General features: G+C 44.8%; 11 protein-coding genes. 5 read left to right on the forward strand and 6 right to left on the reverse strand.

The window, feature by feature from the left end:
- Window positions 1–98: 98 nt before the first annotated feature.
- Window positions 99–1,082: an arginine deiminase-related protein gene (locus IRQ95_RS04670; RefSeq protein WP_194435837.1), complete on the reverse strand. Its 984-nt coding sequence runs from the start codon at window positions 1,080–1,082 to the stop codon at window positions 99–101.
- Window positions 1,083–1,408: 326 nt separating this feature from the next.
- Here IRQ95_RS04670 and IRQ95_RS04675 point away from each other — a divergent pair, with 326 nt between their 5' ends.
- Both IRQ95_RS04675 and IRQ95_RS04680 read left to right on the forward strand, forming a co-directional pair.
- Window positions 1,409–3,247 (forward strand): ABC transporter ATP-binding protein, encoded by a 1,839-nt coding sequence (locus IRQ95_RS04675; RefSeq protein WP_194435838.1) that lies wholly within the window; start codon window positions 1,409–1,411, stop codon window positions 3,245–3,247.
- A gap of 117 nt (window positions 3,248–3,364) precedes the next feature.
- The gene (locus IRQ95_RS04680; protein ID WP_194435859.1) at window positions 3,365–4,069 is read left to right on the forward strand and encodes a DUF445 domain-containing protein; all 705 of its coding nucleotides are present in this window, start codon (window positions 3,365–3,367) and stop codon (window positions 4,067–4,069) included.
- 75 nt (window positions 4,070–4,144) lie between these two features.
- Here the strand turns inward: IRQ95_RS04680 and IRQ95_RS04685 are convergent, their stop codons facing one another.
- The 5 genes from IRQ95_RS04685 to IRQ95_RS04705 form a co-directional block, all read right to left on the reverse strand.
- A complete protein-coding gene (locus IRQ95_RS04685) occupies window positions 4,145–4,612 on the reverse strand; it encodes an Lrp/AsnC family transcriptional regulator (protein WP_194435839.1) in 468 nt (155 codons plus the stop codon).
- Window positions 4,613–5,154: 542 nt separating this feature from the next.
- Window positions 5,155–6,645, reverse strand: a complete 1,491-nt coding sequence (gene putP, locus IRQ95_RS04690; protein WP_194435840.1) for a sodium/proline symporter PutP — start codon at window positions 6,643–6,645, stop codon at window positions 5,155–5,157.
- A gap of 100 nt (window positions 6,646–6,745) precedes the next feature.
- A complete protein-coding gene (locus IRQ95_RS04695; RefSeq protein ID WP_194435841.1) occupies window positions 6,746–7,435 on the reverse strand; it encodes a 1-pyrroline-5-carboxylate dehydrogenase in 690 nt (229 codons plus the stop codon).
- A gap of 15 nt (window positions 7,436–7,450) precedes the next feature.
- The gene (gene putA, locus IRQ95_RS04700; RefSeq protein WP_194435842.1) at window positions 7,451–10,570 is read right to left on the reverse strand and encodes a bifunctional proline dehydrogenase/L-glutamate gamma-semialdehyde dehydrogenase PutA; all 3,120 of its coding nucleotides are present in this window, start codon (window positions 10,568–10,570) and stop codon (window positions 7,451–7,453) included.
- 191 nt (window positions 10,571–10,761) lie between these two features.
- On the reverse strand, window positions 10,762–11,568 hold the full coding sequence (locus IRQ95_RS04705; protein WP_194435843.1) for an AraC family transcriptional regulator: 807 nt from the start codon (window positions 11,566–11,568) through the stop codon (window positions 10,762–10,764).
- 404 nt (window positions 11,569–11,972) lie between these two features.
- Between IRQ95_RS04705 and IRQ95_RS04710 the strand changes: the two genes are divergently transcribed.
- The 3 genes from IRQ95_RS04710 (at window position 11,973) to IRQ95_RS04720 (ending at window position 16,049) form a co-directional block, all read left to right on the forward strand.
- Window positions 11,973–13,073 carry a PEGA domain-containing protein gene (locus tag IRQ95_RS04710; RefSeq protein WP_194435844.1) on the forward strand — a complete coding sequence of 367 codons (1,101 nt, stop codon included), beginning with the start codon at window positions 11,973–11,975 and terminating at the stop codon, window positions 13,071–13,073.
- A gap of 137 nt (window positions 13,074–13,210) precedes the next feature.
- Window positions 13,211–15,037: an SUMF1/EgtB/PvdO family nonheme iron enzyme gene (locus IRQ95_RS04715; RefSeq protein ID WP_194435845.1), complete on the forward strand. Its 1,827-nt coding sequence runs from the start codon at window positions 13,211–13,213 to the stop codon at window positions 15,035–15,037.
- Between the two features lie 313 nt (window positions 15,038–15,350).
- Entirely contained in the window at window positions 15,351–16,049 is a 699-nt protein-coding gene (locus IRQ95_RS04720; protein ID WP_194435860.1) for a helix-turn-helix transcriptional regulator, read from the forward strand.
- The last annotated feature ends 155 nt before the right edge of the window (window positions 16,050–16,204 follow it).

Consider the following 16,204-nt stretch of genomic DNA (forward strand, 5'->3'; position numbering starts at 1 on the left):
AAGAGTTGTTAGACAAGTCCTCACTGAATAGATATAGCAAGCCCCGCCAGAAATGATCGGGGCTTTATTTTGTCTCTCGCTTATTGGCTATCGTATAACTATAGATACTTACTGCGGGCAGGCAAGAACACCTCACCCAGCATACAACGTACGCTACCACCGCCAACCGTTTCGATTGTTGTCACATCCAACGGCAACAAACGTCCATGGCTCGCTAACTGATTAAGCTGTGCTTGAGTAAACGTATTGTAGGCGGTTTGCGACATGGCAATCACCTTCTCACCATTGACGGATTCCAACTGCAACACATTGCCGCACATTGCGTTCATCTGTTCTAGCGAAATAGAGATGATCTGTTTATCTTTCGCTAACGACTTAAGTACAAAAGTGCGTTCATATTGCGGAATGATCTCATCGCAAATGACACAGAAGCGCTCCCCAATCGCCAGCATTACATTGGTATGATAGATAGGTTTTCCTGAAGGTAAAACCGTTTGGAAAGAGACCACTCTTGAATAGCCCGCTTGTTGTGCAAACTGCTCAAGCACATCGCGATCACATCGCTGAGAGAGCGCTGCGTAGACAGTGTCGTTGATATGATCGAAGATCATTACGCCGGTACTCTCTAAATACGCTTCGCGGGCAACATGATCTTCAAACGAGTAAACCGCATCGACATGACGACCTGACATCTCTAGAGTCTCACGCAATTCAGACACACGGACTTCGCGACGACGATTCTCACAAGCCATTGGGAAAATATACAACTCCCCTTGCGGCGTAGTACTGAACCAATTGTTTGGGAACACCGCATCTGGTGTAGGAAGCTCACCACGCGAGTAATCCAAAACAACGACTTGTATCCCAGCGCTGCGCAATTGCATAACCATGCTATCGAACTCTTCCATCACTCGCTGTTGCAATTGAGGAATATCGAGAGTGGTACCTTGCTGAAACTCGTTATCTTTAGCGGTTTCTGGATTAAAGCCAAATTCTTTTGGCGGCACCATTACCACACAGTTAGCAGTATGTTTTTTTAGGGTTGGATTAGTTAAATCTTCCAGGGTTTGCTTTTGTAACATCTTTACAAACTCCATTTGCTTTAATTATTAGTCGATTGTAATTGCAACGCTAACAAAAAATTTACTGAGTTTTAAGTAAATTAGATGGTAAAAAAGGGATCCCATCGGCAAATACGAGATAAAGCAGCAATATTTACTGCCATCCATACGATAAAGATAAATTGGAAGGAGATTTGAAAAATAACCAATCAGTTTCGGTTACAATTTCATATGCAAAACGATAACATAGGAAACAATATTCAAATCCCCTCATATTAGGCGGACTTGGACTTTGCGCAGCCACTTAGCACCTTTGCCCATCCCTTCGCTGCGCCTTAGGACGATGTATGTTTAAGAAATTTGAAGGTTTCACCAAACCTTTCCCAGCTCAAGAGCCGGAACAACCCCCTCAGGGAATCCTTGCCTTCTGTCGTTATTACACCCGCGGCTTCGAAATCCCACTGATTATCATGTCGATCATGGCGACGATTGTGGCTATCGTTGAGGTGACTCTGTTTGGCGCAATGGGCAATCTGGTTGATTGGTTAGCAAACAGTAACCCAGAGACCTTTTGGCAAGAGAACCAAGCGGATCTAATTTTCTATGGCGTCCTGCTTTTAGTTGTCATGCCAGTATTGGTGGTTGGCTACTCACTGCTGATCCACCAAACTCTACTGGGTAATTACCCTATGTCGATCCGTTGGTTGGCACACCGTTACTTACTCAAACAAAGCGTAAATTTCTATCAAGACGACTTTGCAGGCCGTGTTGCGACGAAAGTGATGCAAACCTCACTTGCGGTGCGTGAAACCGTCATGAAAAGCATGGATGTCTTTGTCTACGTATCCGTTTACTTTACCAGCATGATTGTCTTGCTCGCTCAAGCTGACTGGCGCTTAATGATTCCGATGCTAGTTTGGCTTGCCGCTTATATTGGTATTCAGATTTACTTTGTACCTAAATTGAAAAAAGTAGCGACGGAACAAGCAGATGCACGTTCAACCATGACCGGACGTATCGTCGATAGCTACACCAATATTTCAACCGTTAAACTATTCTCTCACAGCGATCGCGAAACCGAATACGCAGAAGAAGGTATGCAAGGTTTTCTAAAAACGGTTTACCGCCAAATGCGTTTAGTGACCGGTTTTGATGTTGCAGTAGAAATCACCAACTATCTATTGGTATTTTCTATCAGCGCCCTGTCTATTTACCTATGGATGGACAACGCCATCAGTATTGGTGCAATCGCGATTGCAATCAGTCTCGCGCTGCGCATCAACGGCATGTCGATGTGGATCATGTGGGAAGTCGGCGCGCTATTCGAAAATATGGGTACTGTCGTGGATGGAATGAAAACCCTATCAAAACCAATTGATATCAAAGATCAACCAAACGCGAAGCCACTCACCGTGAATCAAGGTGGGATTGAATTTGACAACGTTAGCTTCCACTACGGCGATAAAACCAAAGGCGTTATCAACAATCTTAATCTCAACATTAAGCCGGGTGAGAAAGTAGGGTTAGTCGGTCGTTCTGGTGCAGGAAAATCAACGCTAGTGAACTTGCTTTTGCGCTTCCACGATGTCGAAGAGGGTCAAATTAAGATTGATGGACAGGTGATTTCTGATGTAACCCAAGATTCGCTGCGTGGCAGTATTGGTATGGTGACACAAGACACATCTTTGCTGCATCGCTCAATTCGCGAAAACATTCTTTATGGTAGACCCGATGCCAGTGAAGATGACCTAATCCGTGCCACTACCCAAGCTCATGCCCATGACTTTATTCAAACACTCAACGACCCATTTGGTAATGTTGGCTATGATGCGCAAGTGGGTGAACGTGGGGTAAAACTCTCCGGTGGTCAACGTCAACGTATCGCTATCTCGCGTGTACTGTTAAAAGACGCACCACTGCTAGTACTGGATGAAGCCACTTCAGCACTAGATTCAGAAGTTGAAGCGGCGATACAAGAAAGCCTAAATGAATTGATGGAAGGTAAAACGGTAATCGCCATCGCTCACCGTCTATCCACGATTGCCGCGATGGATCGTTTAATTGTGCTCGATCAAGGGCAAATTGTTGAGCAAGGTACTCATCAAGAGCTACTGCAAAACCAAGGTATCTATGCTCAGCTCTGGGCGCACCAGACGGGTGGATTCCTTGGTGACGAGGATCAATAGCCGCCCTGCACGAACTCTGCTGTAGTCTAAGATCATTAAGCCCTCTGAAAATGAGGGCTTTTTGCTATCATCACTCTTCGCTATACTCCCCCGCATCAAGAATTACCTGTTGTTATGATGAACAAGAGCTTACTGACTAATATTATTGCGCTTGCCCTATTGGCTGGCGGACACTTATACGATAACCAACTGGCCTATTACGCTGGTCTATTTGCCTTTTCAGGGGCAATTACCAACTGGTTAGCGATTCACATGTTGTTTGAAAAAGTGCCGGGGTTGTATGGCTCAGGCGTTATTCCTGCACGCTTTGAAGAATTTAAACTCGCAATTAAGAACTTAATGATGGAGCAGTTCTTCAATGAAACCAACATCGACAAGTTCCTTAGCAGTGAAATGGCCTCAGGCAAAACACTTAACCTTGAACCCGTCATTGCCAAAGTGGATCTAAACCCTGCATTTGATTCGTTAGTAGAGGTAATTGAACAGTCATCGTTTGGTGGCATGCTCGCCATGCTAGGTGGTGCTGAAGCCTTGCAGCCGATGAAGCAGCCGTTTATTGAAAAGATGCAACAATCTATTATTGAAATCAGCCAAAGCGACAATGTTAAAGAAGCGTTGAAAGAGCAATTAGAAGCGCCAGCTATGATGGATGAGATAAAAACCAATATCGAAAACATCATCGATCAACGACTGAGTGAGCTGACACCAAAATTGGTCAAAGAGATGGTGCAAAAAATGATCAAGGAACACCTAGGCTGGCTCGTGGTTTGGGGCGGCGTGTTTGGTGGTGTGATTGGTGTGATTTCATCGTTTATCGCTTGATCTATTTACCTCACCACCAAAACAAAGGCGAACCATATGTTCGCCTTTGTTATATCAAACACTTTAATTGAGAGGCTAGAGCAGATCAGCACTCACACCATTGCTCGCTTTATGCTCTTCAATGACAACTTCGCTGCGAGATTGAATGACTCCAGGCAGACTACCCAACTTCTTCGACATAAAGCTTTGATACTCTTTCATGCTCTTAACGCGCACTTTAATCATAGTGTCGAAGTCGCCGGAAAGTGAATAGCACTCTTCCACCTCAGGCAACTCACCCACTGCTTGGGCAAATTTTTCAAAGACTGAAAAACACGTTTGATCGAGTCGGATATGAATGAAGACTTGGACATCAAAACCTAACTTTTCAGGGTTAAGCTCCGCGTGATATCCCTTAATATAACTTTCTTTCTCTAAACGCTTAACGCGGTCAGAACAAGGGGAAGTGGTTAGGTTAACTCGTTTGGCGAGTTCTACAATAGGCAACCGTCCGTGCGCTTTAAGAATACGTAGTATCTCGCGATCAATTCTATCTAATTCCATGATATACCGCTTAAATTCAATTCAGATAATGAAACATTACTGAAACAATTTAATCACATGTTATCAGATTTTAAAAACGCAGTTCGGTAAGAATTTGTTAAGCTACCTTCATGTTTGGAATTGAGGTTGGCTCTGGTGCATTATGCTGATTACACGCTCGGCAAAAATATTGCTTTTCCATTTTAACGTAATGATCGCCTTGAACAACCGTTGAGAAAAAACACGCAAGTGTGCCAATTAACGAAGCATCCGCCTGCTCACATCGTTTTAAAATAACCTTGTGAGTGGTCTTTTTGTTGCAGCAGTTGCAGTACACTTGTGTCATTTTTCCATCCTCTGGTATTCAATCGCCTATGGAATTGACTCTTTTATAAGCTGTCAGTTCCGTTGTTTGAAATAAAATAAACAAAAGTGTGATGTAGAGTGGATATATGGTTGGAAAAACAGAAAAGCCCTGCTAGCAGGGCTGAACTATTTCGCAATAACTAATGAGTAGTTAATCAACAGCCGTAACTCACCATTTCGCTGCGGCTGTCGTCAAATTAATCGAGCTCAATCAATTGCTTTTCGAATTTTTGGTGCTGAGCTTTTACCGTCTCGTCGGGTTCAGCAGTTGCCAAACTAACACCGATGATTGCCAGCGTTGAGAAAATGATTCCCGGAACAATTTCATACATATCGAACAAGCCGCCCGACAGTTGTTTCCAGACAACAATCGTTACACCGCCAACAATAATACCAGCCAGAGCGCCATTGCGGTTCATACGAGACCAGTACAGGCTAAGAATCATTGCCGGACCAAACGCCGCACCAAAACCAGCCCAAGCGTAAGAAACCAAACCAAGAACTGTACTGTCTGGCGTCATTGCAAGAATCAGCGCGACAACTGAAATAGCGACAACCGCAATACGGCCAACCATAACAATTTCATCTGAACTTGCATCTTTCTTAATCACTTGTTTGTAGAAATCTTCTGCCAACGCTGAAGAAGAAACCAATAATTGCGAGTCCGCAGTACTCATGATTGCCGCTAAAATCGCGGCTAATAGAATACCAGCGATAACTGGATGGAACATAGAGTTCACCAGTAACATAAAGATTTTTTCACCATCGTCTAATGATAAGCTACCCGTACTTTGCACATAGATTAAGCCCACAAGACCTACCATCATCGCGCCAGCCATTGATAGCGCAGTCCAAATCACCGCGATGCGTCGTGCTGTAGTCAGATCTTTATTACTACGTGTCGCTTTAAAACGAGCCAGGATATGCGGCTGACCAAAGTAACCTAAACCCCAAGCCGCTAAAGATATAATCGCGATAGCGGACAATGGTTGACCTTTTGAGTCATTCCACAAAGTCAACAGTTCTGGGTTGATCTCTTCCAATTGGTTAGCGACGTCACCAAAACCACCTTGCATCGTCGCGATAGGCACGATCAATAGCGCCGCAGACATCAGTAGACCTTGCACTAAGTCAGTCCAAGATACCGCCAAGAAACCACCGAATAGCGTGTATGAAACTACACAAACTGTACCAATAATTACCGCTGTCGAGTAATCAAGACCGAATACTGTCTCAAATAACTTACCGCCCGCAACCAAACCTGAACTGGTGTAGAAAAGGAAGAATAGCAAAATGAAGAACGCAGAAATGGTTTGGATCATTTTTGATTTGTCGTTAAAACGACGAGCAAAGAACTCCGGAATCGTTAGAGAATCCGTCGTAATGCTATAAGTACGTAGACGTTTCGCGCTGATTAGCCAGTTCGCCCATGTACCCAATAGTAAACCACCAGCAAGCCAGAAGGCTTCAATACCAGCAGCATAAGCGTAACCCGGCAGACCCAAAAGTAACCAACCACTCATATCTGACGCACCTGCAGAAAGTGCCGCTGGCCAAGGTCCTAATGAGCGACCACCAAGAAAGTAGTCCGTGGAGCTTTTGGTTCGTTGATAAGCAATCACACCAATCGCTAACATTAAGATTAAGTAAGCGATAAATGTGGTTGTAATAGCAAAGCTATTTTCCATTCGATTTTCCTCTTTTATTCGAATATCCAATAACAGACATGTCCTCCTTGGCACCTCTGTTATTGGATTTGCAAGTCAGCAAAGCGCTACCGCACCTCATTTAGTGAGGGTTTGAGGCGCCTAATAGTGTCGCGTTACCGCCCACTGCTGTTATATTTATTGTTCTGGTTCGCTCGGTAATAAACCGCAGCGATAATTGAGGATCATGCGCTATCTCGAGTGCCGCTAAGTCTGTCTCAGCAACAAAGCTAACAATCACGCCTTCACGCGCTGCTAACTGTCGATTTAGCTCTTTTTCCCCGCTTGATGAACCAATAAAGCCCACACCACGAATGTCAGATTCCAACACCTGACTGATTGCATCGTAAGATGCAAAGTGGAGTAGATTTACTGGTAGAGAAGACTGCTCATAAGCCTTCTCCAAATCTTGTGTAAACTCCATATCGTCGCTACACAAAATAATACTGTTGCCTGCTGCTAATGCCGCGGTACATTGCGCCAGTGCCGCCAGTCGTGCGTTACCATTGACGGTCTCGATGACAATTAAACACACACCACGGCCTGCGGTATAAAGTTCATTGCTCTCGCCTGTTGGTCCAACTAACTGATGAGTAACAGAAATAAGTTGGCGGGCTTGTTCGAGATGAAATGCCATTACTCGGCCATACTCAGGCTTTGCTAACGCATTTTTCAGCGATAGTAGGCATTCACTTTTTGAATCAAAATCGGTTAAATTCCAGTTCTCCCACGCAGAGAAAGCATTGGTAAAACTCACTACTTGATGAACCATATCTCTCTTCCTCGCTTATTGATTGAACACGGTTTGGGTGAATCGGTATAGATAGTGCGGACCACCAGCTTTGGGTCCCGTACCCGACAGGCCTTGACCACCAAATGGTTGAACACCCACCACGGCCCCAACTTGATCACGGTTTATGTAGCTATTACCAACTCGTGCATGCTTTTCAATCCAGCGATAGGTAGTCTCGTTGCGGCTATGCACTCCCAAAGTGAGTCCATACCCTGTTTGGTTGATGTGAGTCACCACTTGCGCCAGTTCGCTCGCTTTGTAGCGAACAATATGCAGAATAGGTCCAAACTGCTCTTCCGCTAGAGAACGAATATCGTCAATTTCAAACGCAGTCGGCGCAACAAAATCGCCACGCTCACACTCTTCACCCAAACTAACTTGAGCGACTGTCTTGAACTGACTCGCCATCGATTCAATATGGCTAAGTAATTTCTGCTTCGCTTGCGCATCAATCACAGGACCAACATCGGTCGAATGAAGGTAAGGCAAACCAACAGAGAGCTCATTCATCGCACCATGGATTAACGCAATGATGCGGTCAGCAATATCTTCTTGCACATAAAGCACACGCAGCGCACTGCAGCGTTGCCCCGCAGAGGCAAATGCAGAGCGCACGACATCTCGCACCACTTGCTCTGGCAGTGCGGTACTGTCAACGATCATCGCATTTAAGCCGCCAGTTTCAGCAATTAAAGGCACAGGGGCGGCATCGCGGGCTGCCAGTGATTGATTGATACGTTGCGCGGTCAAGGTTGAGCCAGTAAACGCCACTCCGGCAATCGCAGAATGTGAGGTTAGCGCGGCACCAATCTCTGCGCCTTTACCTGTAAGCAGTTGAATCACTCCAGCAGGAAAACCCGCTTGCAACATGAGCTGTACTGCGCGTACCGCGATTAAACTGGTTTGTTCCGCCGGTTTAGCCACCACAGTGTTACCTGCCACAAGCGCGGCGGTTACTTGACCAAGGAAGATGGCTAGAGGGAAGTTCCAAGGGCTGATACAAACGAACACTCCGCGCCCTTTGCGGTCAACGGTACGTTCAACACCGTCAAAACCGGTCGTGATAGTAGGAGTAAACACTTGCTGTTGCTTGGCATAGAAACGGCAAAAGTCCACCGCTTCGCGCACTTCATCAATCGCATCATGAATGGTTTTGCCTGCTTCCTTGTGACACAGTGCCACCAGTTCGGCCATATTGTCTTCCAGCAAGTCTGCAAGCTTCTCCGCTGGCAGGGCGCGTTGCTCGAAAGGTAGCGTTGACCAAGAGTCAAACGCTTGCTCTGCAGTTTCAATCGCTACGGAAACATGATCAAGGTTGGAAAATGCCAACGTTCCGACTTCCACTTGGCGATCATAAGGCGCGGTCACGAATTGCTGATCAACATCTTCCTTGATCATGCTTTCGTGAATGAGATTGCCATTAATCACCGAACCGAGGTGCCATTGCTGCGACATCCACTTAGCAACTTGCGCTTCAAATGACGTATTTTCACTTTCGATATCGATGTTGATACCAAGCGAATTGCGTCGATTAGGGAAAATATCCCCTGGCAGTGGAATCGCGCGGTTGTTCAAGCTTGCAAAACCCGCAAGCGCTTCCACCGGATGAACAGTTAAGCTATCAACAGGGCAGCGCGCATCCACCAAACGGTGCACAAATGAGCTATTTGCGCCATTTTCTAATAGACGACGCACTAAGTAAGGTAGTAGATCTTTATGGCTTCCCACTGGCGCGTATATGCGAACTGGCTGACGGTAAGTCGCCATAACATGGTTATACAGTGACTCACCCATGCCATGTAGACGTTGAAATTCATAATCAGTATGGGTTGCCATTTGCGCAATTGAGGTCACCGTTTGCGCATTGTGGCTAGCAAACTGTGGGTAGATGTTGCCGCGCACACCGTCACTTAACAAAAAGCGGGCGCAAGCGAGATAGGCAACATCGGTTGATTCTTTTCGAGTGTAGACTGGGTAGTTACTGTAGCCCGCTTGTTGTGACCACTTTATTTCACTGTCCCAGTAAGCCCCTTTAACTAGGCGCAAAGGAATAACATCGCCTTGCTGCTTGGCTAAACCATTGAGCCAAACAAGCACGGGTAAGGCACGTTTTGAATAGGCTTGAATCACCAAGCCAAACTTACCCCAGCCTTGCACTGAAGGATGCTGGTAAAGCTTAGCAAACAGCTTTAGTGATAGCTCAAGGCGATCCGCTTCTTCTGCATCAATGGTAATGGCAACATCAAGCTCTTTAGCACGAATAAGCAGTTGTAACAGCGTGTCGTGCAATTCATTCATTACGCGTGACTCATTCGCCACTTCATAACGAGGGTGCAAAGCAGAAAGCTTAATCGAGACTGAAGGCGCTGGACTGTGAGCCGAAACTGCATCACGCCCTACCGCTTCAATCGCCATGAGATAATCTTTAAAGTACTTATTCGCATCAGCATCGGTTAACGCTGCTTCACCCAGCATATCGTAAGAATAAGTGAAACCTTTATCACGCATCGCGCGACCGTTGTTCTGCGCTTCTTGAATCGAACGCCCCAAAACAAACTGATGGCCCATTACCTTCATCGCTTGGTTCATCGCTTTACGAATCACTGGCTCAGAAAGTTTATTGACCAAACGGTTGACCGCTTGAGTTGGGCTTGGCTGTTGAGATTCCGCTAAGCCAACCACCTTACCTGTCAGCATCAAGCCCCAAGTCGACGCGTTGACAAACACTGAATCGGAGTTTTTAAGGTGAGATTTCCAATCCGCGACACTCAATTTATCGCGAATGAGCGCATCAGCGGTTTCGGCATCAGGAATACGCATCAAAGCTTCTGCTAAACACATCAGCAAAATGCCTTCTTGGGTATCGAGGCTGTACTCAAGCAATAGCGCATCGATCATTTGAATCGATTTCTTATCCGCGCGAATCGCTTCAATTAGTTGAGTCGTTTTGAGTGCGGTTTGACTCTTTCCCTCATCACTTGGCGTAGCCAAAGGTAAAAGCTGCTCTAACCATTGTGATTCGTCCACCATATAAAGTGGCGAGATCAACGCCCACAATTTATCAAGCGGCTGCTCAATAAATTCAGCGTTCAACACATCTGTTGCTGTAAACATACGTATTCCTCAATCTCACACCTGCTTAATCATTAAGCGGGTTTACTGCAATGGCGAGCAGTGTATTGTGAGGCCGAAAGGAATACTTGTCAAAAACTCCGAACTATTTGCTTAAAACTTCGATATTTAACAAAACAAATACATGATCACACCAATAAAAGCAAAATATATGGTCACTTTTGTTTTCCAAATTAACCAATTCGTTTCTTATACTGCGACGGAGAGATCCCTTGTAAGCGTGAAAAAGTATGAGCAAAAGTGCTTTGCCCGGAAAACCCGGTTAACTCGGCGATCTGCCCCAGAGTCAGATTACGTTGCTCAATCAGTTGTTTGGCCATATCAATTCGTTTCGACAATACATACTGATGCGGTGTGATACCTAACTGATCTTTAAATAGACTATGAAACTGGCTTTCCCCCAAAAACACACTACCAGCCAACTGAGCGACAGAGATTTTTTGTGTTAAATGCTGCTCGATATAGCGATCGATCGCCTCAAGATCAAAGCGAGATTCTTTGCGACTCACCTGTAAGCTAGATGCATGCCTTTGCAATAGCGCCATCACGGTGTCATTACACGCACGGCTCAAAAGCAAATCGTCAGGGCTTGCTTGCATCTCCGCGACCAACATCTGTATTAAACGTTGAATTTGTGCATCAAGTTGGAAATAGACTTCCTTTTGGTTCAGTTCATTAAGCTTCTGCAACATCAAAGGTTCTGTTTGGCTAGGCATCGGCATATTGAGTACCAGAATATCTGATTGCTCTATCACCCCACCAAACGCATGCCCGGAGCCCGAAGTCACCACACAACCTTGGCCCGGGCCAACTAAATTGCCCACACCATTGACTTCAAACTCCGCCTGCCCTTTTAAACCAATCACAATTTGGGTGTATTGATGATCATGGCAGTCCATATACGAGGGCAAAGTCACCAACTCTGCGGGTTTAGGGACATATATGACGGGAGCATTTGACGGTTTTTTGGGGTCACTCATAGGTAACAACTGTAAAGATCGGAAGTTAATGCTGATGGTATAACAATTTTAGCGGATTCTCGAGGAGATGCGGGATAAGGAAGAGCATTTACAGATAAAGTTAAAAATCAATCTATTGCATAACATTTTTCTCGGAACAATGATCAAGTGCAAATAACTTACGGCCAATGTCACTTCTAACCACTTACTTGAAACAAAATCAATTTCTGCAGCCGTTATTTGCGTAAAGCCCACAAAATAAAAACTAATACTTTAGATTTATATAAAAAATGGTATTTTAGTCTCCAAGTACCAAGAGGTTACTCAAGTATGCACTACAAGGACCGTATAGTCGCAGCTAACGCTTAGCTAATCAGTCGCATACCTAACTTTCAGTGAATTAAACAGAACTGTTGTAGAGACTTATGATCACACGCCGTATTCCAGCGCTTTTGCTCGCGCTAAGCCCATTCTGGTTATCAACTTCGATGGCAGCAGAAAACCTTTCTACTGATCCTGTCGCTGTCATCGATGAAAAACTAAGCAACAAACAGCTCGAGCTGCAAAGTAACGCTTCTGAGTACGACTCTGAAACACAGCGCTACCAACAGCTGCAAAACGAGCATGCTAAGCTCAAACGTGATGAACAAGAGCTTAACGCAAAGCGAAATCGCGCGAAGACAGCACTAGACAAACAATACAGTCGTCTATTGGAAGACCCTGAAATTGATCTAGTCAGTCTACAAAAAGAGTATCAAGACTCTTGGAATGCGGTAAAAAGCAATCAAGCTGAATTGCTAGAAAACCAACAGCTTGAAACTGAGAGTGAAGTTCGCCTATCACAAATCAAACAGAAGCAAGCTCGCCTCAAATCAGAATTCACTTACCTTGAAGAACAAAAGGTAGAAACTCGCGTTAAACGCTTGGCTGCAGAGCTAAACGAAAGTGATGTCATGCAAACTAGCTTCAAAACCAGCTGTTCTGCGACCATGACTTTAGGCGAATGTAGCAGCCAAGGTTTACAGCTAACCAAGCAAAAAGCAGTAAAAACATTTAAAGCAGCATTGATGGATAGCCTAACTGAATCCACTTTGGCCAAGCAAAATGCCAATGGTGTTCAGCTTAATGTCCATGTACAAGACAGCCAAATTATTCGTGCTGGATTTGAAGGCAATAATAGTTACTTCACTGAGCTTCAAGCTCAACTTCAAGCAAAACCTGAAGCGACTGCGGCTTGTAAGTTACTCAATGTATCATCTCGTTACTGTCTAAAAGAACAAAGCTCTGCAAACCAAAAGCAGCAAGACAAAAACTGGATCGCGGTGACGGTACGCTCAGATCAATACAACGATAGTGTTGTCGTTAATGGCGTGAAATACGGCAGTACCCCTGTAGAAATCATGCTACCACGTGGTATTCATCAAGTAACTGTTTCAAAAGATGGTTATCAGACCTACAACCGTCAGGTGACCATCAGTAAAAATGATACGGTTTGGGTAAAACTACGTTCAAGCGAGCAGAGCTAGATTAGTTACAGTGGATCAAACCCATTTTCATAAATGAATAAAAACGCCATTTCGCTTCTTAGTTATCAATAGATACCTCAAGACGAGATGGCGCTTTAGTTTTAATTCGATTAAAAATTAATGAGAGATACTCGACGATGCAAACCCGTTTCTCGACTCTTTTCTTAGCACTTTCAGCATGTTTCATTCCAGTGCAAGTGCACGCCAATGAGACAGGCGATACTGTCATAGCAATTGAACATCAGCTGTTTGAAAAGCATGCCGAGTTGAAAAACGCCCAGCAGACGCAAAGTGAACAACAAGAGATTCTTTCTCAGCGTCAACAAGCACTCGACGACTCTAATCAACAAGCCATCAAACTTGCAAGCTCATTCGAAAGCGCAAAAAGTGAACTCGAAACTGCGTATCAACGCATGATCGATGAACCGAGTACCGATATAGCGTCAGTACAAGAGCGCTACCAAGCTGTATGGCAACAAATCAAACAGAATCAAGCTCAACAGCTAACCGCAAAACAAGCTGTATTAGAAGCAGAAGATAGCCTAAGCCAGAAAAACGCATTGTTGCGTAATCTTGAAACTCAGATAACTGAGTTAGATGAAGGTAAAATAAGAGCACGAGTCGAGCGACTAAGACAAGAGCTTTCTCCAACAGAACAAATCAGTGTAAGTTTTACCAATCGCTGTCAGTCCAGCATGACATTAGCACAGTGTGATGCCCAAACTCGTGAGTTAGCGTTGCAAAAAGCGGTAAAAACTTTCCAAACTCAATTGGTCAAGAAGACCACTGAGGAATCATTGGTACAAACCAATATTGGCAAAAGCCCACTCAACATTCACGTTCTCCGCTCAAAAGCGAATAAAGCGGAATTCTACGATGGCGAACGCTATCGCACTTTAATGGATGTCACGCTCGAAGCACGTCCAAGCGACACGACCGCATGTACATTACTCAATGTTGACAAACAATACTGTTTCGAACCGAGCCATGTCTCCGGACAGCAGTTTTCTAATGAGCAAGAGATTGCGTGGGTCACGTTTAGTGTGCGCAGCAACCAATACGACGATCAAGTTTTTGTCGATGGCGTATCTTACGGCAGCACGCCATTAGAAGTGATGCTACCGGTTGGCCAGCATCATCTTGTGATAAAAAAAGAAGGCTATCAGACCTTTAAGCAAAATATCGCCTTAACGGCAGATCGCAATTTCAGAGCGCACCTAAAACAAAAAGCCAACGCACTAAAAGCAGGTGATCAGTTTGCGGATTACATTGCTAAAGGAAGTAAAGCACCACAACTTGTTACGATTGTCTCGGGTGAGTACTTGTTAGGCGAGAATGCTGCAAATCAGTATTTCCTTGATCATGCTTTCGGGATTAGCGCGACGCCGATTACCGTTAGAGAGTTTGACAACTTTGTTCGTCAAACTGACTACCAAACGGATGCTGAACTGAAAAATACCTGTACTGCCATGATTGATGGTGAGGTCACCGCGATTGCTAAAAGTTATTGGCGCAATCCTGGGTTTAAACAAGCGAGCAATTCGCCAGTAGTGTGTATCAGCCGCAATGATGCCAATGCATATGTCAAATGGCTGAGTCAACAGACTGGCTACCAATATAGATTGCCCAATGAAGATGAATGGGAAATTGCGGCTCGCGCAGGCAGCCAAGCAAAATATTGGTGGGGTGAAGAGTTCGCTTTAGGTCAAGCCAACACTGGCTGGAGTAGTTCACCTTGGGCAAACATCAGTACCTCACCGGTAAAAGCATTCAAACCAAATCCACTCGGCATCTATGATGCTGTGGGCAACGTTTGGCAGTGGACCAATAACGCACAAGGCATTGCTAAAGGTGGGGCTTGGAACTTCTCTCCTGAACAAGCCATCGTCTATGAAAGACTATATTTGGCACCATCCAGCGCTGCAAACTATTTAGGTTTCCGTGTAGTTCGAGCTATTAACTAGCTCCAGATCACATTTATAAATCGAAGGGGGGATTTCCCCCCTTTCTCGATTTTAGGACAGAAGATACATTAGCCCCGTGGTCAGGAGCATATGCCACCTGACTTCTGTATCAGTGATTAAATTGTTGATACATCTATTACTCAGCCGACCCTCGCTGAGTCGTAGAACCTCTTCTACACGTCGACAAGAGTTATTCTTGTATTTGCCAGATATTGTGAGATGTCTGGCTTTTTTTATTTCCTCACAATTTAGAATAACGTACCATTTACTCATTAAGTATCATAACAATTCAAGACAGGTAAAATCAGTGGATATGCATTTTGATTCGCTGGTCAACCAGCTTCCAGGCTATTGGGGATGCAAAGACGTCGATTCTGTCTTTGTCTACGCCAATACTGCGTATGCTCAACTCGTTGGCTTTCAAGAACCACAACAATTAGTTGGTCTCGCAGATCGAGATATACCATGCCAAACGGCAAACTGCGCCCAAGATTTTAAACAACAAGACCAAATGGTGATGAAGACGCAGCGAGCGATAAAAGTATTGGATGTACACCCATATCCTGATGGCAGTTGGCGCGCTCATATTTTTAGCAAGAAACCGTGGTACAACGCGAAAGGTGAAGTACAAGGTACTATCTTCTTTGGCCAAGACCTAACCGACACCGCCATTTTGGAAGTGGGCCATTGGATTTGCCGCGCAACGGGTATTCTCTCTGATCTTAAAGCCGCCAAATGGGAAGTCTCTTCACAAGGTAGCGAGAAACTGACAACACGTGAGCAAGAAGTTTTGTTTCTCATGCTCTATGGCAAAAAGCCCACCTTTATTGCTGACGCAATGGGCATTTCAATCAAAACATTTGAAGGCTATGTGGCGCGTCTGAGGGCTAAGTTTAGTGCGCATAGTAAAGCACACCTTATCGACCTTGCCTTAGAACGTGGCTACGGTTCATACATCCCACAGACGATGTTGAAAACCCAACTTTCTGTGGTGATACATAGTGACGACTGAAAACAAAAAAAAACGCCCGAAGGCGTCAGACTGCTGACAAAGGTCTAGCTTTCGAGCTAGACCTTTGATCTAATAGGGGTATCGAAATATGGATACTCCGATATGCTTCAAGAACCGACTCCGCAACAATACGAACTGGAAATGGTAACGATGGA

It is taken from the genome of Vibrio fluminensis, from assembly GCF_015278125.1.
Classification (GTDB): Bacteria; Pseudomonadota; Gammaproteobacteria; order Enterobacterales; family Vibrionaceae; genus Vibrio; species Vibrio fluminensis.